The 25058-nt window shown below is 46.3% G+C and carries 12 protein-coding genes; all 12 read left to right on the plus strand.

The annotated features are described in order from the left end of the window. Positions 1-631 precede the first annotated feature (631 nt). The 12 genes from ADJ77_RS07450 to rplT all read left to right on the plus strand — a co-directional run bounded on the left by ADJ77_RS07450 (position 632) and on the right by rplT (position 25055). Entirely contained in the window at positions 632-3508 is a 2877-nt protein-coding gene (locus tag ADJ77_RS07450) for a hybrid sensor histidine kinase/response regulator transcription factor (RefSeq protein WP_025078069.1), read from the plus strand. A gap of 235 nt (positions 3509-3743) precedes the next feature. After that, on the plus strand, positions 3744-5114 hold the full coding sequence (locus ADJ77_RS07455) for a patatin-like phospholipase family protein (protein ID WP_050696234.1): 1371 nt from the start codon (positions 3744-3746) through the stop codon (positions 5112-5114). Between the two features lie 690 nt (positions 5115-5804). Next, positions 5805-7535 carry a GH25 family lysozyme gene (locus ADJ77_RS07460; RefSeq protein WP_050696235.1) on the plus strand — a complete coding sequence of 577 codons (1731 nt, stop codon included), beginning with the start codon at positions 5805-5807 and terminating at the stop codon, positions 7533-7535. A 1388-nt stretch (positions 7536-8923) separates the two neighbouring features. Continuing rightward, on the plus strand, positions 8924-10525 hold the full coding sequence (locus tag ADJ77_RS07465) for a hypothetical protein (RefSeq protein ID WP_050696236.1): 1602 nt from the start codon (positions 8924-8926) through the stop codon (positions 10523-10525). After that, a complete protein-coding gene (locus ADJ77_RS07470; RefSeq protein WP_025078068.1) occupies positions 10522-12897 on the plus strand; it encodes a S8 family serine peptidase in 2376 nt (791 codons plus the stop codon). The genes ADJ77_RS07465 and ADJ77_RS07470 overlap by 4 nt, the downstream gene beginning before the upstream one ends. 764 nt (positions 12898-13661) lie before the next feature. Beyond that, on the plus strand, positions 13662-17378 hold the full coding sequence (locus ADJ77_RS07475) for a hypothetical protein (protein WP_050696237.1): 3717 nt from the start codon (positions 13662-13664) through the stop codon (positions 17376-17378). A gap of 1082 nt (positions 17379-18460) precedes the next feature. Continuing rightward, positions 18461-22000, plus strand: a complete 3540-nt coding sequence (locus ADJ77_RS07480) for a sensor histidine kinase (protein WP_025078067.1) — start codon at positions 18461-18463, stop codon at positions 21998-22000. A gap of 21 nt (positions 22001-22021) precedes the next feature. After that, positions 22022-22747 carry a DUF5932 domain-containing protein gene (locus tag ADJ77_RS07485; protein ID WP_050696238.1) on the plus strand — a complete coding sequence of 242 codons (726 nt, stop codon included), beginning with the start codon at positions 22022-22024 and terminating at the stop codon, positions 22745-22747. Further along, positions 22737-23381, plus strand: coding sequence for a hypothetical protein (locus ADJ77_RS07490; protein WP_025078066.1), 645 nt, complete (start codon positions 22737-22739; stop codon positions 23379-23381). The genes ADJ77_RS07485 and ADJ77_RS07490 overlap by 11 nt, the downstream gene beginning before the upstream one ends. Before the next feature lie 297 nt (positions 23382-23678). Further along, complete coding sequence (gene infC, locus ADJ77_RS07495) at positions 23679-24359, plus strand: translation initiation factor IF-3 (protein WP_050696239.1); 681 nt, start codon at positions 23679-23681, stop codon at positions 24357-24359. A gap of 116 nt (positions 24360-24475) precedes the next feature. Further along, positions 24476-24673 (plus strand): 50S ribosomal protein L35, encoded by a 198-nt coding sequence (rpmI, locus tag ADJ77_RS07500; RefSeq protein WP_004360280.1) that lies wholly within the window; start codon positions 24476-24478, stop codon positions 24671-24673. Between the two features lie 37 nt (positions 24674-24710). Then, positions 24711-25055 (plus strand): 50S ribosomal protein L20, encoded by a 345-nt coding sequence (rplT, locus tag ADJ77_RS07505; protein ID WP_004383393.1) that lies wholly within the window; start codon positions 24711-24713, stop codon positions 25053-25055. Positions 25056-25058: the final 3 nt, after the last annotated feature.

Raw genomic sequence — 25058 nt, forward strand, 5'->3', positions numbered from 1 at the left:
TTCATAACCTACTGATTTACTGACGATTGCAAACTCGCTTTTCATACGTATTTTTCGCCTTTACCAGAGGAACTTTACCCGAAATATTGTAATGATTTTTCAAACCTATTTCAGCGTTTTCCCCCTTCTCTGAAGGGGGATGCGTGATGGATGATTGCTGCAGTTGGTTTGATGCCAGTCAGTTTCTGTCAGTCATTATATCTCTTTTTGCTTTCAAAAGGCATTTTCGTCTTTCTTTTTCAGTTGCACAGTGTGTTGTTTTCTATCAATAAGTAAAGAGAAAACGCTCATTTGAAAGACAGAAATCCATCAAGGGTTATTTTCAAGATTTACCTTAAGATGAGAATAAATACGCTAATGCTTCCTATTACTATTGGTTAAAAATTATTATTATCCGACATTCTTCATCCTTTAATAACTGTCATTGTTGTTTGGAAGGTGGTTTTAATGTGCTGTAAAACAATTTGTTGTTGGGTTAATGGTTTGTTTTTGATGCGAAAAAGACAGACATAAAAAATGTTTATAGTTTATGCAATCTTCTATAAAAAAAAATGTATCTTTGCAAAAGACAGTACTGTCCCTGAACAAAATAAAAGATCTTTTACTAAATTCGCTCTAACCCGTTATGACTATGCAGCATTATAAGCACAACCCAAATAAAACGTTGATATATAACCATAGTTATCATAGGAACTATGTACGTTGTCACTTGCCATCAGGTCTGCTGATAGTATTCATTACGTCTTTTTCCCTCCTTGTTTCGTGTGAAAAGAAATGCGTCACTTTTACTGCTGAAGAACGCAAGGCAGCAGACAGTGTCGTGAAATCTGTTGCTGGCGTTGACTCTCTTTCTCTGTTGCAGAAACGTCTGGAGAAGAAAGGGGACAAACTTGGAAGCATCGTTGCGCTTAGGGAATGGGGTAAGTTGCTGCGGGGTGAAAGCAGGTTTGAAGAAGCTCTGAGCGTGCACAGTAAGGGGCAGCAGCAGGCGGAAGCAATAGGCGATACGCTGGAATTGGTGATGGCACTGAACAATATCGGTACGGATTACCGGCGGATGGGTGTGCTTGACTTGGCACAGGATTATCATTACCGGGCATGGATGCTCTGTAAAGAATGTACTGATACGTCGTATGTTGCACGGAAAAACCGTGTCGTGTCGCTCAATGGATTGGGCAATGTCTATATGACATTAGGTAATTTTGAACGTGCTGACAGTGTGTTGCGTCTGGCTTTGGCTGGCGAGCAGCGTTTGAACAGTGCAGTGGGACAAGCCATCAACTATGCCAATCTCGGTTCTATCTTTGAGCGTCATGGAAAGACTGACTCTGCGTGGGCATATTATCGTAAGTCGATGGCACTCAACACAGAGGCTGAGAACGAACTCGGTATTGCACTCTGTCATACAAACTTTGGCTCGCTCTATGAGAAAGCACGGCAATACGACAAGGCAACCAAAGAGTATGAAGCAGCCTATCAGTTGATGAAAGCCTCTAAAGATGAATGGCATGCGCTGAATACACTTATAGCCCTTGCCGGCATCTATCATGTCACTGGGAACAATGCAAAGAAGATGGAATATCTCAGTAATGCGAAGGCTATGGCAGAGCGTATCAAGTCGCCGGAGCATCTGGCAGATATTCATACCTTGTATTATAAGCATTATATGCAGACTGGTGACTACCGTTCGGCACTGGCTTCCTATGAGAAAGCTACGGTGTTGCAGGATAGTGTGCTCAATATTGAGAAGGTGAACCGTATTCAGAATACGAGTCTGAACATCGAACGGAACCGCCAGATGAGGGAAATGGATGTGGCAAAGCAGACGTTAGAGGAAGAACGTGCGGCAAGAAATGTGGGCTTTGCAATCTTGGGCTTTGCCTTGCTGATTCTGATAGGAGCACTGGTAATCTTCCTTTACCTCCAGCGCATCCATCGTCGGAATCACTTGGAACTGAAGAAGATGGCTGCAATGCGTGAGAACTTCTTTACCAATATCACACATGAGTTCCGTACCCCGCTTACAGTGATACTCGGCTTGAGTCGTGATTTGCAGGAGGTTGATTCGGTTGAGACAAAGGAGAAGGCGCAGGTTATCGAACGGCAGGGAAAGGGCTTGCTGGCACTTATCAACCAGCTCTTGGATATATCAAAGGTTAAGTCGGCTGTGGGCAGGCCTGACTGGAAGAATGGAAACATTGTTGCTTTCCTCACAATGATAGTCGAAGGTTATCATGATTATGCCCGTAGTCATAACATCGACTTGCAGATGTTTGCGGAAGGTGAAATCGTGATGGACTTTATACCAGACTATGTGGTTAAGGTAATGAACAATCTTTTGTCCAATTCCTTTAAGTTTACACCAGCCTACGGAAAGATAAGAATATTGGTGAAACGTGTTGATGAGCAGCTTCACATTGCCGTGTCTGATACGGGTAAAGGTATCAGTAAGGAGACGCTTCTGCATGTTTTTGAACCTTTCTATCAGGATGAGAGTAATACACAGCATGTCGGGTCGGGTGTAGGTCTGGCACTTGTTGAGCAGATAATAAGAGCTGTTAACGGAAGTATTACCGTCGACAGTGAGCTTGGCAAGGGTACGACTTTCCACATCAGTCTGCCTGTCAGCAACCGTTGCCAGCAGAAGGTAAGCCTTGAAGCAGAGAAGAATACGCCAGTTCTGCCAGAGACAGCGGTAGAACTGACTGACAGTAGCAGTGAGGACAACGACTGCCGTCTGCTAATCATAGAGGACAATCGTGACATTGCCGCCTATATTGGTTCACAGTTTGCCGGCAGTTATGCTGTTTCCTATGCCGAGAATGGGAAAGATGGACTGGAGAAAGCCCTGGAGCTTGTGCCTGATCTTATCATCACGGACTTGATGATGCCGGGAATGGATGGCTTGGAAGTGTGCAGGCAGGTCCGTGCTAACGAAATCATCAACCATATCCCAATCATCATTGTTACGGCGAAGATTACTGAAGAAGAACGTATCAGAGGTATAGAAGCGGGTGCAGATGCCTATCTTTCCAAGCCTTTCAATGCAGACGAATTGCGTACGAGAGTAGAGAAACTGCTGGAAGGACGCAAGTTGTTGCAGGCAAAGTTCGCCACACTCCCTGCCGAACTCAAGAAGGCAGAAGAGCAGGAAGACAATGCTCCCAAGGATGTTGACCTGCGCTTCCTGGCAAGGCTTTCAAGTATAGTATATATGTTGCTCAGCAGTAACAAGGATGTGGATGTCACGAACATTGCATCACACATGTGCATGAGCTCGCGGCAGTTCTATCGTAAGGTCAATGCGCTGACGGGTTATACACCATCAGCCTATATCCTGCGGCTCAGAATCAAGAGAGCTAAGACCTTGCTTGCCAACAGTCCTCAGTTAAGTCTGGGTGAGGTGGCTGATAAGTGCGGTTTCACTGACTATTCCAACTTTGTGCGTGCCTTCAAGAATGTCTGCGGTGTAATACCTACGGATTATCGGAGGGAACATTGCCCATGATGTTGGGTGAGGAAATTGACATAATAAGTGAGTCCATTGTCTTGTAAGTCCAATCCGTTTGTCAGGCTATGGAATGAAGAATTATCAAAATGCAGTCCGTTTATTTATAACAGAAATGGTGAAGTAATATGTAGAATACAAGGAATATCATGACGTGTTTGTATGGAACTCAGTTTCAAATAACACGAAAGCAAATCCTCATACACTTCTCACCATGCCATAAAAATCTTGTGTTATGAGTATCTTAGGTAAGAAAATAGGGATTGCCCTATCAGGTGGAGGCTATAGAGCAGCTGCGTACCACATCGGAACATTGCGTGCTCTTCATCGTCTCGGAGTGTTAGACAAAGTAGATGTCATATCTTCAGTCTCAGGTGGTTCGATAACATCAGCATACTATGCGCTGAATAAAGACAACTACGAAGAGTTTGAGAAGGGCTTTATCAGCAGCCTTTCAAAAGGTGTTCTGTGGTCATCTTTCTTGTATCTTGGCATTGCAGGCATCGTCATGCTTGCCTTGTCGGTTGGGATGGGACATCTGGCGGGTTTTGTTTCGGCTGTATTTTTCCCTCATCATCCCATTGTTTCGGGTATTTGTGCAGCCTTGGGAGGTGTCATCATGCTTTTCCTCTTGCTCATTCTTTTTCTGAAGTATTCATTTGTCACGCTGCCGACAAGCAAGTTCATCTCTCGCTTATACGATAAGGTGTTCTTCAAGGAGAAGACGCTTGGTGACCTGCCCGACCGCCCTTCATTGTGTATCAATTCCACAAACATTGCTACACAGCTGCCTTTCTACTTCTCAAAATCGGCAATGGGAGAGTATGCCTACCGTGTTGAAAAGAAGTCTATCTTTAATGCAACCGACTTTCCTATATCAAGTGCGGTCATGGCATCATCATGCGTTCCTTATGGTTTCACGCCGATTACCATTGACAGGAAGTATTTGGTGGAGGAGTATGAGAACTGCCCGACTAAGCCTGAAGCTCCCAAACTGATAGACGGAGGAGTTTACGACAATCAGGGAGCGCATAAGCTCAGCCATGATAAGAGCCGTTTCCATACGGATTACATCATTGTGAGCGATGCCGGTAACAGTTCTGTCTCTGCAGCAAGGACAACAAACTTCTTCAATCTGGCTATGACAACTATCAGTCTTATGATGGACAGGGTGAAGAAGATGCAAAGAGCTGATAATCTGTATGAGACGTATGTCGGCAAAGAACATTTTGCGTATGTTCCATTAGAGTGGGAGTGCAGCGAACGACTTATCCATGGTTTTGCGAAGAACCTGAAAGAGGGAAATATCCATCCTGATGTATGGCAGGCTCACGCTATAACGGAAGAGGAGGTCTCCAGACTGAAAGGAGCGGATGAACAGTCTGCAACTAAAGCCATTATTGAGAAAGTAAAGAAGGCTATCAAATGGTCTGAGCTGGAAAAGAAAATACCCCGACAGGAAACAGAAAACATAGCACGAAGTGTTGGGACCAGTCTGACTTCCCTTTCCTTGCAGGAAATCGAGAGTCTGGCAGCGCATTCTGCCTGGCTGACAGAGATGCAAGTCCGCCTTTACTTGCCAATGCTGGTTGCAGAAAGGGAATGAAAGTTCCACGCAGGAACGTTCGTTTTGTGAACACTGTCAGTGCATTATGTCTTTTTGCTTTCTCTTTTGTCGCATAGTTACCGTGCTCTTTTGGTAGGAGAACAGCAACAGTTTGTCGAGAAGGTAATATGCTGAACCAGTCTGTAAGGAATGTCTTTTAGAACATAGAATAACATATCGCCCTTCCCTTGAAGGATAGGGGAGGGGTGATGTGAATTTGTTTTTAATGCTGTCGGGTAAACAGGTTTCGTATAAGTTAGTCATTGTTGTCTTTGTATTATAATGACCATAATGAACCACCTTTCCCATATTTTACCGATGTGCTGCAGCACATCACGTATGGTGTTGTTGGTAAACACCAATGGTGTTGTGCACTAAACACCTTGCAATATGTTGTCGGGATGCGAGTGGCTTGTTGTCAGGAAAGGCTTGCACTACCAATAATAAACAAGACTTGTCCGGTTAATGGGCTTATTTTTCCAAAGCTAATACAGTGTTATCTGTTAACCTCAAATCTCTTATCGGACAGTAATTGCTTATTTAGAATATGTTTCTGTAATTGGTAAGTGATCTCTGTTCTTTTGCCTCTTGTGGCTTATTCTCAGACGGCAAGGGGCAATATTCTCATTGTTTGAGAGGAAAAGTCTGATATTAATTAGTAACTTTGCATGGATTTTAAAGATTATTTAGATGTTTCATTTGCGCCTTGACAGGCGGAAGCTGTATGTGGGAGGCGGCATCTTGGCAGTTCTCCTATTGGTATATCTCATCTTTCGCAGTCTGCCTCCTTCACAGCAGGATGTGGACAAGAGTGCCGTAACCGTCAGTCAGGAGTCATATTACACGTTGGAAGCTGACGGAAAGCCTGTGGCTTACTTTGCTGATTATGCCGACTCGCTCTTTACAGGCGGATCGGTCAATAAGGATTCCATCCATACACGCCATGTTGGTCAGCATGGCTATTGGGTAAACCGTCTGCCAGTTGTTCCCTCTTGCTTCGGGCGTGTTGTCATAAAGTGGGATTGCAGACCGTCAACGGTTGTCAATCTCAAGACCAGCGGCGTGCAGAATCTTCTTCATCGCCTTTTCATTCAGATGGATGCGGAACTGGGCGGATTGCAGACCAAGCGCAACGAGCTGGGCTATTATCTTCGTGTACACAGTGTGCAGGACTACGGTTACAACAAGATTGCCGACTACCATGCAGAGGTGTTGCATCAGATGGATTCGCTCCGCAAAGTGATGAAGGTGGTGCACAAGGCGGCATTCTCTACCTCCCGGCTCCGCATCCGTCAGCAGAACCGCTATTCCATCGTGTCATCTTCCAACAAGAAAAAGCAGATTGTCTGCAACCGTCTGGCGATATATAAGGACAGTGGCGCAGTACTCCTGCAGACCGCAAGTGGCACTACTCCCCTGCGCGTTACCACCCGTCTGGGGACTGACAGGGCTATAGCTGAAGCGAACAAGTACTACCGTCAGCACCCTTCAGTCGTCAATGTGCAGCCGGCTGGCATCCGATTTGATGGCGGACGGTATGAGGGTGAAATGCGTAAAAGGGTCCCTAACGGCTACGGGAAGTATTATGGTGACAACGGTAGTTTCTACGACGGACACTGGAAGGACGGCAAGCGCAACGGATTTGGCATTTATGTTGCTCCGTATGAGTATCTGCAGGTGGGTGAATGGAAGGAGGATGTGTTCAAGGGAGAGCGTCTCACCTACACAGCTGACCGTATTTATGGCATCGACCTGTCAAGGCATCAGCACGAGAAGAACAACAAGGTCTATCACATCTACTGGGATAAGCTGCGCATCACCGACCTCGGTACGCTGAGCAGCAAGACCATCAAGGGCAAGGTGGACTATCCTGTATCGTTCGCTTATGTGAAGTCTACGGAAGGGTGTACGGTGTTGAATGCCTATTACCAGGCTGATTATGCCGCAGCACGGAGCCATGGCATCCGTACAGGAACTTACCATTTCTTCTCGACGACATCGGCTGGAGCGGCACAGGCTGACTACTTTCTCAAGTGCAGCAGGTTCAGCAAGGGCGACTTGCCGCCGGTTCTGGACGTTGAACCGACGGATGCGCAGATTGCAGCGATGGGCGGTGCTGAGGTGATGTTCCGCCATATTCGTGCCTGGATGAGCCGTGTGCAGAAGCAGACGGGTAGGCGTCCCATCCTCTATATAAGTCAGATGTTTGCCAATACCTATATGCCACTGGCACCCGATTTAGGCGATAACTACCACGTATGGATAGCCCGCTACGGCGAGTATAAGCCCAACTTCAAGCTGGCTTACTGGCAGTTGAGCCCCGACGGTAAGGTGCGTGGCATCCACGGAGATGTTGATATCAACGTTTTCAACGGCTATCGCAACCAATATGAGGATTTCCTGAAGCGTCATTGTTTCTGAATGGGGAGTAAATAATCGGTAGGAGAGTGGTTGATGATTGAAGTATAAACAACATAAAAAAAGATTCATCCGTTAAATGCGTGGACACTTTTCGTATAGCTTTAACGGATGAACCGAAGTTATTTGTTAAATAAAAACATAGCCAAGACCGCCTTGTCTACCTGTTTTATTATCATCTTCTGATGCAGAAAACCTTTCCATATCAAGACTTTGAAAATCGCAGGCAACAGTTTGAAAAATCATGACATAATTTCGGATAAAATACCTACAGATAAAGGCAAAAACACGTGTAAAAAGCAAGTTTGCAACCAGCAGTAAATCAGTTGGTTATAAAGCAGTGCAAGAAAAGGTGCTTAATTGGACTTCAAAAGGGCGTTAGTTAGACCTCAAAAGGGCATCTATTGCAAGTCAATTGGGCGTCTTTTGGAAGCCAAGAGACCATGTATTGGTTTTGAATAGTATGAAAATAGTTTACAAGCGTTGGGTGATATGGGAATAAGTTGTTTGTAGAAGACGGAAAGACATAGTATCTGTTTACCTTTTCTGCATTTATTATCTTGTGCTTTATCCTTTTTGTAAGACCATCTGATTTTGGACAGTCATACCATGCAGGTGTATAAGCCTTTATTCTGTTTCCAATCTACGCATTTAACGGAAGAGCCATAAAAGCAGGTGCTGGAGGGTGCTTTTGGCAGACTCTCTCTCTTTCAGTGTGTTCTTAGCACCTGCTGTAATTGATTTGTGATGCTGTTCTCTCTTAACCCTTGCAACCCACTGACACTTGCTTCCTGTCCCATTACCACCTGTATTCAATCTTATTACCGCTTACTCCCTCTCCTGTCAGCACCTACTTTCAATTCAATTAACGCCCTTTTGCAATGCAATCAGGCACCTTTTCCTGCATGGGTTTATAATCATTTGATAATCTGCAGGATATAAACCTGTTGGGGAAGCGTTGTTTTTGATGTCTTATTGTCCGGGAAAACTTAAACAGCATACGCTCCTATGCGGAACTATTGTTGTTGTCAGAATAGTCCTGAAAGCCCCTGTGATAGTGGACTTCGAGGCTGTTAAGGAGAGTATAGTATGCTGATGGTGATTGATTCTGACAAATGTTTGGTTAATAGATGCAGTGTTGTAATTTTTATATAATTATTGTATAATTCTGTTGTTTTGTAAATAAATGAGATGAATATATGAAAAAAAGTAAGAAAAAGGTTGTTCTTTTGTGAATTATACTTATCTTTGCACATGTGTCTGAAAACTGAAATATTCGGTGGAGTGTTTGCCGCGGGGACTGTCTCGTGGTATGGTTGATGGAGTAGGGCACTGTCAATGAAGGGAAGTTTTTGTATTCAATATATGGTAATCAATAAACAGGTATATATATGAAGCAGGTTTACTACTTTCTTTTCTTAGTGCTGCTGACGTTGTCGTCAGTAAGTGCAAAGGCTGATACACCAGTAAAAATCAAGGTGGATGATGTCAGCAGAGTTACTGTAAAGGTCAATTATGCCCCTGTTGCCGGTCTTGTCAACGGTGTGAACACGGTGAACGTTCCCCAATATGGGTCTTTGATGGTTGAGGCAAAGCAGGGATTCTATCTGAAGAGCGTCATGAAGACGACAGCTTCGGGCGACAACGTGGCGCAGAGCATTACGAATCTTACCAGTTGCAACATCTATGTCTCAGAGTCGGACAAGAATGTACTTTACACCGTTAAGAGTGGCGACCTTGCCGCTGTCCGCACGGGTTCGTGCACGGTGAAGGTCGACAATGCTGTGAAGGTGAAGTTAGTACGCTATGAGTCGCAGTCTGTAGTTGACCTGCAAAACGGTGAGAATACTGTGAAATGGATTCCTAATACTGAGAAAACACTTGTTATCAGCAATGCTAATTATGGTGATGCACCTATTTACAAGGTGACACTTGACGGTCAGGAGGTGGCTGCTTCAGGCGGTCAGTACTTCGTTATGCCTGTAGAGGGCAGCATGGTTGTTGTTGCAGCCGATTATCCTGATGTGTCCTGTGCGGTGAAGTTCAACTTCTCTGATGAGGCGGCAAAGGGTGTTCTGTCGAAGGTGATGGCTGACGGAGTGGAGGTGCAGGGCTACAGCGATGCCGGTTTCACGCTGAAGGCAGGGGCGAAGTTGTCGTTGAAGTTCGACCAGACCAACTATTCCTTAGACGCTTTCAAGGTCAATGGCGATGCTGTAAGCATCTATGGTACTTATGAATGTTATGTGAAAGGCGAGACAGTCTTTGATATCCAGGCGCATAAGTATGCCACGGTGAAAGGCTTGCTGACGGTTGACAAGGCAGCAAATATCACCGTTTATGAGGGGCAGAGCTATAATAATAAGGTGATAACACTGCATGATGGCGAGAATAGCATTGAAGTGGGTGAGAAGAACAATCTCATCCAGGTGAAGCCTAACAGCGGTTGCAAGATTGAGTCGTTGAAGGTCAACGGCAATGGCTTGTCTGCCAATTACGAAGGTGCTTACGAGGTAAGACTGGCTGAGGGAATGAAGATAGAGATTACTACTTCTGCCATTGTGCGCGACCAGAAGACAACGGTTTTCATTGATGATATAAGCCTTGCCAACTATGGATTTAACTTCTATCGTTCCGACCGTTCCACAGTACAGATGCAGACAGGTGAAAATACGCTTATGTTCTCAGCGGATGATAATCACTTCATGCTTGGTGCATACGGGAATGATATGAGTAAGATGGTGGTGAAGCTGAATGGAAAGAAGCTCGAGCCTGCTTACCCCGGCGGTACAAGTTTTGAGTTCGAATTGCGGAATAATGACCGTCTGGATGTTCTGCTCAAGGGAGAAACGGATGGTATAGGCACTGTGCAACAGGCAAGGAATGGCAAGACTGTGGTCTATCGTCTTGACGGAACACGTGTGGAAGGAACCAGTCTGCCTGATGGAATGTATATTATTAATGGTAAAAAGGTTATAGTAAACAAGCGATGAGAAAGATTCTACTCACGGTATTTGGTTCATGTATGATAGGAATGGCTTTCGGTCAGACAAAGCTCGACTTGCAAAGTCAGATGGAACTGTTCAAGCTCCGCAACACGTCCATTCCTACCTACAACAGTCGTACACGTTCGTTTGAGCGTCCTAAGAATGTCCCGGAGAACACGATGGCAATGATTGAATTCAAGGATGGTGACGGTCGTGCCGAGTTGGAGGAACAGGGAGTAAAGGTTCTTCGGGTGCGTGGCAATATTGCTTTTGTCGTTGTTCCTCTGGCTGATGTTGAGCGTGTTGCAGCACTGAAATGCGTCCGTCGTATGGAACTTCCGCGTCGTATGTACCAGAAGATGGATGTCGTACGCAAGGAAATCGGTGTCGACAAAATTCATCAGGGTATCGACCTTCCTCAGGCTTACACAGGGAAAGGCGTTGTGACGGGTATCGTTGACGGTGGTATTGACCCTAACCACATCAACTTCCTCAAGCCCGATGGTACGACCCGTTTCGGTTATATCAGTAAGATTACGGTTGACCAGAGCAACAAGGACGGCTATCTTTATAACAACTATTATCCCCGTGCCGTGCTTGATACGATGTCCCAGCGTGACAACACCTATGCCATAGAGGACTTTACGACCGACAGTTACACCACCTTTCACGGTACACATACGACGGGAATCATGGCTGGCGGCTATAAGGGAAACATCACTTACGGCAAGAGCGATGATGACGATACGTCTTATCCTGTGTCGGCTTCCAATCCGTTCTATGGTTGCGCCACAGAGTCGGAGCTTGTTGCTTCATGCGGTGATTTGCGTGATATGTATATTGCCTTCGGTGTCGATGATGTTGTCCAGTATGCGCTGAAGTCGGGGAAGTCGCCCAAGCCGTGTGTCATAAACCTTTCCTTGGGAAGCAATATCGGGGTACACGACTCGACGAGTGTGATGAATAAGTTTCTTGCTGAGGAAGGTAAGCATGCCATCATCTGTGTGGCAGCAGGCAATGAGGCGGATATGGCGGTCGCACTGAAGAAGACCTTTGACAACGCCGATGAGACAGTCAAGACCTTTATCACACCGATGCAGCCTGGTGCATTGAAGTCGGGCACGAAGACTTACTTCAATCTCCGCAACGGACAGATAGCAGTTTACAGTAATGACTCTACTGAGTTCGAGTTCCAGGTTGTTGTTACCAATACGAAGCGTGAGAACCGTGCCGCTGTGCGTATTCCTGTTTTGAAGAATACAAACGGACAGGCTGTCACCTATGCTTCGGGCGGTGACTATTCCATGAGCGGTGCGGTCATCAATCAGACCTTTGCCAAGGCTTTCGACGGTTACGTCACTGTGGCTTCTGCCATAGATGCCGAGACAGGTCGCTATTATGCCATGGCTGAGATTATGACCAGCGATAACCAGAAGACCAACCAAGATGGCAACTATAAGCTGTCGTTGGAGATAAAGAGCAAGAAAGCCGGACAGCGTGTGGAAGTCTATGGTGATGCACAGCATGTCTACTTTGATGACAATAAACAGACTGGCTTCGTGAGCGGTTCCCGTAATGGTTCTATCAGCGATATGGCTTGTGCTGCAAATATCGTTACTGTCGGCAGCTACAATGTGCGTAATCACTGGGCATCGCTTGACGGCTATGTCTATGGTTATAACAAGAAAGGTGATGGGGACGACTACCCGACAGGTGAAGTCTCACGTTTCTCGTCTTTCGGCACGCTGGCTGATGGTAGAGACCTGCCGACTGTCTGTGCACCAGGCGCATCCATTATCTCTTCGGTGAATACTTATGCTGTGGAGAATCCTGATTTAGGCTATTCGGACATGGCATTGCAGGGTAAACTGAAGAAAGACAAGAAGACTTATTACTGGCACCAGTCGCTTGGTACGTCAATGGCTACACCTGTAGTAGCAGGATCTATCGCTTTATGGCTGGAAGCTAACCCTGCTTTGACCTGCAAGGATGTTGTGCGTATTATCAAGGAGACTGCCCGTAAGGATGATTTTGTGAAGAATACGGGTGACCCTGTACAGTGGGGCGCGGGCAAGTTTGATGCCTATGCCGGTCTGAAGCAGGTGTTGCGTGAGAAACAGACCGATGGAATCAACGGCGTGCGAACGACCGAAAACAAGGAAGTCCCTGTCATTACGATGACGGGTGAGCGTTCGTTTACAGCCTTCCTTGCTGGTGCAAAGCAGCTCGCGGTACGTGTCTATTCGCTTGGTGGTCAGCTGGTTCATTCCCTTTCGGCACAGGGTGACGAGCTTAATGTCAATGCATCGTCCTGGGGAAAGGGTGTCTACCTTATCCAGGTGAATGGAAGCAAGGCACAGCGTATTGTCATTTACTAAGTTATTTGTCTCTGTCAGCAAAGTTACTAACGGTAGGTAACAGTATTACAAACCGTTAGTAACAGCTTTACAAAGGCTTTGTAACCCGATTACTAAGCACAAGGAGCAGAATGGAGACAAACGATAGGATGCACACTTTGTGTGTTCTTCGATAACACTTGATGACAGGATGTATCAGAATGGAACGTATCAACAATGTAGGACAGTATAGTCTATGCATCCGTAAACGATGTCAGTTAGTGTCTGCGCTGGGTTTGTGTCTTTTGCAGACTATTGTTGAAAGTCGTTCCAAGACGGTTTCCTATGTTTTTCTTCTGGTACTCCTTTCTCTTAACCAGCTGCTTGCAGGATGCCTGTCGGCAGATTGTACTCAAAAAATAAGTTAGTGTTGTCTCGTAAACATTTCATGCATAAGTAAGTCTTTTGGGTCTTGTTAAGTATAATACGTTATAATGATGGCTCTCTCTTTCCATCTTCAACCGATGTGTTGTTGCCCATCACATGTTGTGTTGTTGGTAAACACCAATGGTGTTGAGGGCTAACCACGTTGGAATATGTAGCTGTGTTGGAAGCAACTTGTCGTTAGAGGAGAGTTGTACTACCAAAGGCAAACAAAACATATTTGATTAAAAGGAACTAATTTTCCCCTCCCCCCATACGATATTAACCATTTAAATCAGACTCCGCATTGGAGCGCATGCTATTTAAGTTTTATCGGACAGCAATTAAAAGAATACAGTACTCATTTTTATTTACTATTTAATATGAAGCATAAGTTTACTTTCCTGCCATCCTTTCTTCTGTTGATGATGGCTATGTTGTGGAGCTCGCTCGCTGTTCATGCACAGGAAGAGCAGATTATCAGGTTCCATACCAATGTTCCTGCAAAAGCAAAGAACAGTGGTACAGCTGCACAGGTCTCCTTTGTGCTGGGTGCAGCGGATGAGGACATGACGGTCAGCATTGACTGTGGCGCAGGTGATACCGAGTTCGATGTGAAGAAAGCCAAGGTGGAGAACGACAATGGCGAACAGACCATCAAAGGCTCGCTTTTCACGGGTGTCGTGTCTGACGAAGGCTGGGTGACGATTACCGGCGACCCGGACAATCTCTATTTCTTCAATGCTTCAGGCAATGAAATCGACCAGATTGAGTTCAGTGAGAACCTGAAACTCAGAGTTCTGAACCTGGAACATAATGTGCTGAACGCCTTGAATATTGACAAGCTACAGCATCTGAATGTCATCTATCTGCAGGATAATCCGTTCACAGCAGCCACACCGCTGATGATTGGCAGTATGCCTGAACTCGTAGTTCTGGAGGTGCCACAGATAGGACATATCTCACAGAACTTCACCCTTCGCAACTTTCCTAAGCTCCGTTCGTTCGATGCTTATCATACATTGGGACTGAAGTCCGTTGATCCGACGGGCTGTCCTAACCTGCAGCGTCTGAGTCTTGACATGACAAATGTTGAGTCAGTTGACCTCTCACAGAATCCCTTGCTGCAGATTCTGAATGTCAGCGACTCTCGTGTGAAGAGTCTCGACCTCAGTCATAATCCGAAAATCGTACAGCTTTATATCTCGCATTCTTCCGGCACAGTGAATACGGATGTGAAGTTCGACAATATCGACATAACGAATTGTCCGGAACTTTACTACTTCTATTGTGGCGGCAATAACCTGTATACGCTCGATTTGAGCAAGAACCCGAAACTCTTTACTCTCTCATGCGACCGCAACCTACTGAAAAGTCTTGACGTTAGCAACAACCCCGACCTCTATAGTGTCAACGTGCGTTACAACTACATGGACTTCGCTACGTTGCCTTGGCCGGGCAACTGGTTCGAGTATTACCATGAGCAGAATCCGTTGGAGCTGGATGATACCTATAAGGTAGGGGATGTCATCGACCTCGGCAGACGTGTGCTCCGTGCAAAGACTACCACCCAGGCGAAGCTCTATCGTGTGCCTAAGGCTGATCCGACAAAGCCTGTTGAGCTGGACGAGTCGTACTATTCCTATGCAGACGGTAAGGTAACATTGAAGAAGGCATTGGATGAAGAGGTGTTTGTTCAGTTCACTAACAGTGTTCTCAAGGACTATCCCATCCGCACCGAGAACTTCCGTGTGAAGACTGTTGCCGAGTTCGGTAAGGATGTGAAGGCTATCGAACTGGCAAGTCTCGGTTCTGAAGGTTCGCCTGTTAAGATGTCTGTGGGCATTCTCGATGCTACGGAGGCTAACCCCGTAACGGTGAAGGTTGACCTTGGTGATGGAAATACTACCCCGTTCCAGGTTACATCTGACCGTCCTGCAACAGCCAACATCAATACCGTCCGCACGGGTTCAGGCAATATAATTGTCTATGTTCCGCAGGACAGGTATGTGACAACTTTGGAGTCTGATGGTCAGTATATTGACAATATTGACCTCTCCGCACTCACCGAACTCCGTACACTCTCGCTGAAGAATGCAGGTCTGACAATCATCGATCTTGCCTACAACAACAAGCTCGAGAAACTTGATCTTTCCGGCAACAGTCTCAAGCGTGTCGACCTCCGTGGTCCGTCGACTTACTTCTACAAGAGTAAACTTTCCGACATCAACGTAAGCAGAAACCAGTTGGATTCACTTCTCTTCAATGACCTCTATGCTGTCCGCAAGCTCAATGTCAGCCATAACAATCTGAACAATCTGGATGTTTCTGACGCTGACAACCTGCGTGTACTTGATATTTCTTACAACAAGTTCACACGCCTTTTGCTTAATCACAGTGAACTCGTTGAGGAAATCAATGCTTCAAACAATGCACTCACCGAGGTGAAGATACCGCCAGTTGCACCTGTTGCCAAGCTGAACGTCAGCGGAAACTACTTCACTTTGGCGAATATGCCTGATGACTTCGGACTGGCACAAGGCAAGTTCATCTATGCACCACAGCATGTGCTGCAGATTTCAACATCTTCCCCCGGAATTGACCTTTCTGAACAGTATATCACAAGGAACGGTGCGACGACACAGTTTGTATGGAAGAAGAAGGACGGTCAGCCGCTGAAGCTGGGAACTGACTACACCATCAGCAATGGCTCGGCAAAGTTCCTTAACCTCGGTCTTGACTCTATTTATTGTGAGATGACACATGCAGGCTACCCGGATTTCCAAGGTGCTGACGTCTTTAAGACAACCTGCGTTCATCCTATAAGTATGCCACAGTACGAGCTGGCTTCGTTCACTACCGTCAACCAGACGGACAGTGTGGCACTCTCTTTGGCAAGCTACGAGCCGGGTAAGTCGGTTTATTTCGAATGGAATGGTGACGGTAACGTTACCCAGTACGCTCTTGACACCACCTACAAGCTCTTCCGTGCCAAGTCAAAGGAGAATGCAAAGGTGCGTGTGCTTGTTGCTGAGGCTGATGACAAACTCAAGATATTCAGCGTGTCCAATGTCAAGATGAGCCAGGCTGACCTCTCTGGTCTGAAGGATGCAAAGGTAATTGCAGTTGCTGGGGCTGGTCTGTCGGCTGTCAAACTTCCTGCTTCAGCTCCTGGTCTGACCGACCTGAACCTTGACGATAATGCACTGAGCGATATAGACCTGTCACATTTCCCGAAGCTCTTTTCAGTCTCTCTGATTGGCAATAAGTTCAAGACATTCGACCTTTCGCAGGCTCAGAGCCTTGGAGTGGCTTACCTCTCAAGTAATAAGATGAAAGATATCAAGCTCGATAATCCTAACCTCTGGAACCTCGACTTGAGTAACAATGATCTTGAAAGCGTATCCCTTGACAAACTGCCAGCACTGGAGCAGCTGTGGCTGAACGCCAATAAGCTGACAAAGGTTGACGTATCAAAGAATCCGAAACTTGCCGTACTAAATATCGTTGGCAACCGTCTGAAGTTCTCTACCATGCCTTTGCCAATAAATAATGGCAAGCCTTTCAATAAGTATTCATACAATCTTCAGGCACCGATTGATGTCAAGTGCGTTAATGGTAAGGTTGACCTCAGTTCTGAGGCTGTAGTAGGCGGTGAGCCAACGACCTATCGTTGGTTTGACGGTAATGTCAAGTATATTGACGGTGAGTTGCAAGGTGAGGAGTTGGACAAGAATGAGGAATATACGGTTGAGAACGGTGTTACTACGCTGAAACTCACCCAGTCGTTCACGAAACTTGTCTGTGTCATGGCAAACGACAACTTCCCTAATGCTCTCATTTATACGAACTATATTGAGTTTACCCCTGATCCGACAGGTATTGATGCTGTCAGTGCCGATAAGGATGTGAAGATTCAGTTTGTTGAAGGCGGTATCAACGTCCTTGGGGCAAAGAACAATATAGTTGCTGTCTATACCATTGATGGTAAGCTGGCTTATCAGAGCAAGGTTGTTGACGATGCGGCCCGCATCTCCTTGGCTCGTGGTACCTATATTGTACGTGTAGGCACCAAGGCGGCAAAAGTGAGTATCAGGTAAGTAAACAATGTTTTTGCTTGTCATGTGTGCAGTATCTGCTTTCTTCTTGCAAGAGCATAGCAGGCTATGCAACTGAACGAGAAAGCAGAGAGTGCGCACAAAAGCAAGAGAAGACAAAGAACTTACCGTATTCATAGGATGAACATTTCAGCATGGATATTGTAGAACCTACATATATCTGTTTGGTTCTGAACACCTACTTGACTTTTATTTCCTAAGCTGTAGGGTGTGTCAAAACTCAAACTCAGAAGAAAGTGACTTCTGATCTGGAAGCCAATCATCCTAAACAACACTTAAAAGAGCCATATCTGAACTTATGATTAAAGCCAGATATGGCTCTTCTTATTTCAATTATGTCAGGAAGCAATACTATTAACAAGAAATGATAGAAGTTGTTATCTAAGGGCTGATAGGGGATAAAGCAGAAGAACAGTAAGTTTTGTCGTATTGATTTCTTTTCTGTATTTTCCATAAAAATGTGTGCTGTTTCTTTTATGGTGACAGGTCTGAAATATATTTACAAAAAATCTATCAGCCTTCCTTAAAATTCCTATAAATGGCTTTCTTTTTTCATGTTTGTAACTAACAGTAATTCAGCATATTGCAAACTTGTACAGGAAAAGGTGCTTGATTGGGCTTCAATTAAGCCTTAGTTAGGCTTCAATTAACGCCCTTTTGAACGTCAATTTGGGCTTAATTCAAGTGCAGGAAAGCATAGATTGAAAACAAGGTGAGGAAATAATAGGACAAAACAGTGCCGCCCCTACCTCTCCGCAGGAGGAAAAGGGAGTGAAGATAATGATGCTCCTATGTGTTTGGATGATATTATTCTGAGGCTGTTCCAGTATCCTTAATCTCAATTTGCACATTAGATTTGTTGAAATCAGATGGTTATAAACCCTCTATGCTGCTGTTTGATATATAACTTCTGAACAAGTGAAGATGATTCTTCTGACGACTGATTGGGATTAAAGCACCCTTGTTAATCATAATTATGAGTTCCTTATTTCCTGTTTGAGAAAAGTTTTGTATATTTGCCTTTGATTTTATAGATGACAAGTAGCAAAGGCTATACAAGATAGATGAATAAAAGAAGGCTATACAGAATGACGGAAGGGTGGGTAGCTTGCCTGCTCTTTCTGTTGTTTGCTGCATGCAGCGTTCCGCATGAACAGGAAGTTGATGATTACAATGACAAGGCTTATGCCTTCCATTACCGTAATCTCGACTCAGTCAGCCTGTATGCCGGTAAGGCTCTCAAGATGGCAAAGCGATATGATGCCGGGAGGGCGGAAGCACTGAATAACCTTGCCTTTGTTGACTTGATAAAGATGCGTTTCACGGCAGCCTATGCCAAACTTGATTCTGTGCTCAAGATTACTGACAACCAGGTGGAGCTGCTGGTGGCTGACATCCAGCTGATGCGTCTCTGCCAGCGTGAGTCGCTCAACAAGGAGTTCTACGATTACTATGAGAAGGCACAGAAACGGATCCACCGCATTGAGGAAGATGAGAAGCTGCTTTCCGACCGCCAGCGTCGCCGTATGGTCTATGCACGGTCAGAATTCGCCATCGTCACTTCCACCTATTATTATTATGTAGGACTGGAAGAACCCTCCATCAAGGCTATCCGTCAGATTAACCCTGATGGTGAGATACAGACGGATATGGCTCAGCTGCTGGCTTATTACTATAATATCGGGGCGGGTGGAATCATCATTACAGGTACACAGAAGGCGATTGAGCAGGAGGAATTCGACTATCTCATGCGCTGCTACATGCTCTCCCGGCAACACAACTACCCTTACTGGGAGGCGAATTCGCTGCAGACACTGAGCGAGCACCTTATGAACGAGAAAAGTCGTGAAACCTTGCTGCGTAACAATCTGCCGTCGTTCCGGTTCCTTAATATTGAGCACATGCCCGATGAGCTCCTTGCAGGTAATCTGGCACAGCGTTCGTTAAATATCTTCCAGCGTTACGGCGATGTTTATCAGATAGCCGGCTCTTACCGCACACTGGCTTCCTGCTACTGGCAGATAAAAGACTATCGGTCGGCTATCATCTGTCTGCAGAAGTCTTTGACCAATAATCCTGCCATCAGACAGGCACCTGACCTTGTTGCTTCTATCCGTGAGCAGTTGAGTGTGGCTTATTCGGCTATCAACAACAAGCAGCAGAGCGATTATAACAGGAATATATATCTTGATCTGCAGGATGAGACCCGACAGGACCGATACCTTGCTTCACGAGCTGAACAGTTGGACCGTACTTCCCAGCAGCTTAATGTTATCATCATTGCAGTGGGATTTTCCATCTTCATGGTGCTTGCTTCGTTGGTTCTCTTCCATTATCTCCGCCGTCGGAAAGACAACCACAGTTCGTTGGACGACCTTCTGCTTCCGCTTGAGCAATGGCGGCAGCATAATGAACAGCGCATGGCTGAACTGGCTGAACAGTATGAGGAAGTCTCGGAGCAGCTCAGTATCAACAGGCTTCATCTCATAGACAATAAGCGCAAAAATCTTGAACAGCGTGCAAAAGTATCGCTTGTCAACAGCGTCATCCCACTTATTGACCGTATGCTGCATGAGATAGAGAAACTGAAGAAAGGTGGGGAATGTGATGCGCTGAAAGCAGAACGTTACACCTATATCCGTGAGTTGACTGACAAGATAAATGAATTGAACACGGTGCTTACGGAGTGGATTCAGCTTCGTCAGGGACGTTTGTCACTGCATATCGAGAGTTTCCCCGTGCAGCAGGTGTTCGATATTGTGAAGAAAGGGCGCATGGGCTTCCAGATGAAAGGACTCAGTCTGCGGGTTGTTGACACAAGGGCTGTCGTCAAGGCTGACCGTGTGCTGACGCTTTTCATGGTGAATACATTGGCTGACAATGCCCGGAAGTTCACTGAATCGGGTGGTGAAGTGACGATCACTTCAGTTGAAGAAGGGGACTATGTTGAGATTTCCGTTGCTGATACTGGCCATGGGCTTACCGATGAACAGCAACTCCATATTTTCGACCATAAGCCCATCCACGACCAGAGGGATAGTGCGTCGCATGGATTCGGACTGATGAACTGTAACGGTATTATCAATAAGTACAGGAAGATAAGCCAGATATTCTCTGTCTGCACGATTGGTGTGGAGAGCCAGAAGGGAAAAGGAAGCCGCTTCTACTTCCGTCTGCCGAAGGGAATCGGCCGTATGTTGCTTGTGTTTTTCCTCTCAGTCGGCTCTTTGCTGACTGCACAGGCACGTCCAAGTAGGGGAATTGACAAGGCAACGGCGCTGGCAAAGCATGACTATAACACGCTTGCCGGCATCTATGCCGACTCGGCTTACTTCTCAAATATCAATGGTTCTTACGGTCAGACACTGGCTTATGCCGATACCTGTAGGTACTATCTTAATAAACTTTATCAGCAATTGCGACCGAATGGTAAGGAGCTGATGAAAAGGGTGGGAAGCCTTCCTAATGTCCCCGCAGAAATCAAATGGTTCCAGGACAGCATACCAATGAACTACGGTATCATCCTTGATATACGCAATGAGAGTGCTGTGGCGGCACTTGCCCTGCATGAATGGGAGCTTTATAAATATAATAACTCGGTTTATACGCACCTCTTCAAGGAGCGTTATTCTGACAGTTCCTTAGGCGAATACTGCCGGATGATGATGAAGTCAGAAACGAACAAGAACGTGGCTGTAGCCCTGCTTGTCCTCTTTCTTCTCTCCATTTTCCCTGTGTATTACGTGATGTATTACCGTCATCGCCTGTCTTACCAGTTCTGTCTGGAGCGTGTGAAGCGCATCAATGCCATTCTTCTCAGTGATGTGAGCGAGGAAGAGAAACTCAAGGAGGTGGAACGGGGCGTGAGCGACAGGTTCCCCAAGCGTCTGCTTGATATCGTCTCGCAAATCAAGGAGGCACTCATTACATCGGTTGAAGAGAAGCAGAAGAGTGAATCGAGTATTGAAATGCTGGAGGATGAGGTGCGTTGTGTGGGATATGAGAACGAACGGTTGCACATCAGCAACAGTATTCTCGACAACTGTCTTTCAACCCTCAAGCACGAGACGATGTACTACCCTTCGCGTATCCGACAGCTTGTCGATGAATCCGACCGCCAGCTTAGTGCCATTGATGAACTTGCTGTGTATTACAAGGAACTCTATCAGATTCTGAGCCAGCAGGCAATGCACCAGGTAGAGTCGGTGAAACTCATCTCACGGGCGGTTGATATTACGACGGTTGTGAGCCCGGCAAAGCTCACCATGCCCTTCACTGCACCGTTCATCAGCGGTGACCCCGTCTTTCTGGGTTATTTGTTTGATATTCTGTATTTAAATAATAAGAATCAACCGCTCACCGTCACTGTTGAAGAACGGCAGACGGGTTATGTCGTATTGCATGTCCTGATGTCGGCATTGCATCTGTCAGACGAAGTGTGCCGAGACCTTTTCCAGCCTTCTGCTGACCGTCTGATGTTCTTTATCTGCCGACAGATAGCACGCGACAATGGTGAGGCTACCAACCGTCGTGGCTGTGGCATATCGGCAACTGAGACACCCGATGGCATAATGGTAGATGTGGTTCTGTCAAAAGCAAATTAAGAAATAAAACAAAATATACGTATGGAGAAATTTAGAGTCATCATAGTTGAGGATGTTCCCTTGGAACTGAAGGGGACGGAGGGTATCTTCAGAAACGAAATTCCTGAGGCTGAGATTATCGGAACGGCTGAAAGTGAGATTGCTTACTGGAAACAGATTAAACAGCAGCTGCCCGACCTTGTGCTGCTCGACCTTGGCTTGGGTGGTTCGACGACAGTCGGTGTTGAAATCTGCCGTCAGACCAAGCAGACCTATCCCAACGTGAAGGTGCTTATCTTCACAGGTGAGATCCTGAACGAGAAACTGTGGGTTGACGTGCTTGATGCAGGTGCTGATGGAATCTGTCTGAAGAGTGGTGAACTGCTGACACGGGGCGACGTGGCAAGTGTCATGTCGGGTAAGCGCATGGTGTTCAACCAGCCTATCCTCGAAAAGATCGTGGGTAGGTTCAAGCTGAGCGTAAGCGGACAGCTGATGCATCAGGAAGCGATGGTGAGCTATGAGATTGACGAGTATGACGAACGTTTCCTCCGCCACCTTGCTCTCGGCTATACGAAGGAGCAGATAACAAACCTGCGTGGTATGCCTTTCGGTGTGAAGAGTTTGGAGAAACGCCAGAATGAACTCGTGCAGAAACTCTTTCCCGATGGCAACAACGGTATGAGCGTCAACGCAACACGCCTCGTGGTGCGTGCATTGGAGCTGCGTATCATCGATATTGACAACCTTCATGCCGATGAAGAATAAGTTAGGCTATATTGTCCTGATGCTTTTCATAGCCCAGCTGGCAGTCATCCTGCTTTCATGGCTTCTGACGGCAGCTTTCCCCGAGCTGCCCATGCACTCCCTGTTAAGCAGTGAAGGCATCCGGTGGTACTTCGGTTCTTTCGTCAGCAACCAGCTTTCGCCGCTGCTTATCTATTTCATCATGGCGGTGATGGCAGGCGGTGCATGTGTCCGCAGCCGACTTTATGCTGCGTTCCGTGCGCAGATGGCTGCGCTGTGCCACCGTCTGACGGGTTCGTCGGCTTGTCGGTATGAGTTCCATTATCGTGAGAGAATAGGCTTACGGCTGGCACTTGTTGAGTTCATCGTCTATGTAGTTATGATGCTTCTTCTTACGGTTGTTCCCCATGCCATTCTCCTTAGTGTCACAGGACAGCTCTTCCCCAGCTCGTTTTCATCCAGTTTTATCCCCTCGCTGTCATTCATCATCATCATCATGTCGCTGTCGTATGGCGTGGCAAGTGGTACGATAGACAGCGTTTCCAAGATGCATAAAGTCCTTGTAGGCGGTCTTGAAGTCGGTGCAAGGCTGGTTCCCACATACGTTATCGGCATCCAGTTGTATATGTCGGTGATGTATGTGTTTGTCCTGTAAGCCCACGGGGTATGAGATGATTTTGTAAACAGACGCTGATCACAACCCAGCAAACAGCCCAGCCAGCCTCACCCCCCCAACCCCCTCTCCTGCAGAGAGGGGGAGTGTAGTGTACAGTTCGCTGAAAAAGGGGCATCTCGGTGTTTACCCCCCCGTACGGGGAAGGGGGCTGTTTTCTCTTCCTCTTCTTCTTTTTTATAGGGTAAGCGAAAAATATAGGGAAAACCTTTGGTTAATCAGTTGGAAAATAGTAACTTTGCACGCGTTTAGCAAATTTAGACCCTTTAAAATAGTTGAATGAAGAATGACAGAATGAAAATGAAGTACCGCGTGAACGAGCAGATTCGCGTTCGGGAAGTACGTGTGGTAAGTGATGATGGAGCTGAGGTTATGCCGACGCGCAAGGCGTTGGAACTGGCTCAGAAAGAAGGAGTTGACCTTGTGGAGATTTCTCCTAATGCACAGCCGCCCGTTTGTCGTATCATCGACTATTCTAAGTTCCTCTACCAGCAGAAGAAGCATCAGAAGGAGATGAAGCAGAAGCAGGTGAAGCAGGAGGTAAAGGAGATCCGTTTCGGTCCGCAGACGGATGAGCATGACTATAAGTTCAAGCTCAAGCATGCGCAGGAGTTCCTCAATGCAGGAAACAAGGTGCGCGCATACGTATTCTTCCGTGGTCGTTCGATTCTGTTCAAGGAGCAAGGCGAGGTGCTGCTGCTTCGTTTCGCCAACGACCTTGAGGAGCTTGCAAAGGTTGAGCAGCTTCCGAAGCTGGAGGGCAAGAAGATGTTTCTCTATCTTGCACCTAAGAAGGCTGGCGTCGTCAAGAAGAGCCAGCAGAAGCGTGACCGTGAAGAGGCAGAGGCTGGCATGAAGGCTGCTGCCGAGACTGTCAGCGAGGAGCCAACAACGGATGGCGGGCTGTTTGCCAACGCCAAGAACGGTGCTGACGCATTGAAGAAACTGAATATTGACTAACGCCCGTCGGGCTGCTTCCTGCAAAGGGAATGGCGGAAATGGGCAGCCTGTGCGTAACGTCCTGGTATATACGTTGCCACAGATGAATATAAATAACAATTTTAAATTTTACAAAAATGCCAAAACAGAAGACAAATTCCGGCGCGAAGAAGAGATTCACGTTCACCGGTACTGGTAAGATCAAACGTCATCATGCTTACCACAGTCACATTCTGACTAAGAAGACAAAGAAACAGAAGAGAAATCTTGTTCACCAGACGCTCGTGGATGGTACTAACTTGAAGCAGGTACGCGATCTGCTCAATCTGCGTTAATTCATTAGTCAAACAACATTAAAAGGAAAGAAAAACTATGCCAAGATCAGTCAATCATGTTGCTTCAAAAGCAAAGAGAACAAGAATTCTGAAGCAGACCAAGGGTTACTATGGTGCCCGTAAAAATGTCTGGACGGTAGCAAAGAACACCTATGAGAAGGGTTTGACTTATGCTTATCGTGACCGCCGTAACAAGAAGCGTAACTTCCGCGCATTGTGGATTCAGCGTATCAACGCTGCTGCTCGTCTCTATGATATGAGCTACAGCCAGTTGATGGGTGCATTGCACAAGGCAGGTATCGAGATCAACCGTAAGGTGCTCGCTGACCTCGCTGTTAACAATCAGGAGGCTTTCAAGGCTATTGTTGACAAGGTAAAGTAAATT

The sequence above is a fragment of the Prevotella fusca JCM 17724 genome, assembly GCF_001262015.1.
Lineage (GTDB): Bacteria > Bacteroidota > Bacteroidia > Bacteroidales > Bacteroidaceae > Prevotella > Prevotella fusca.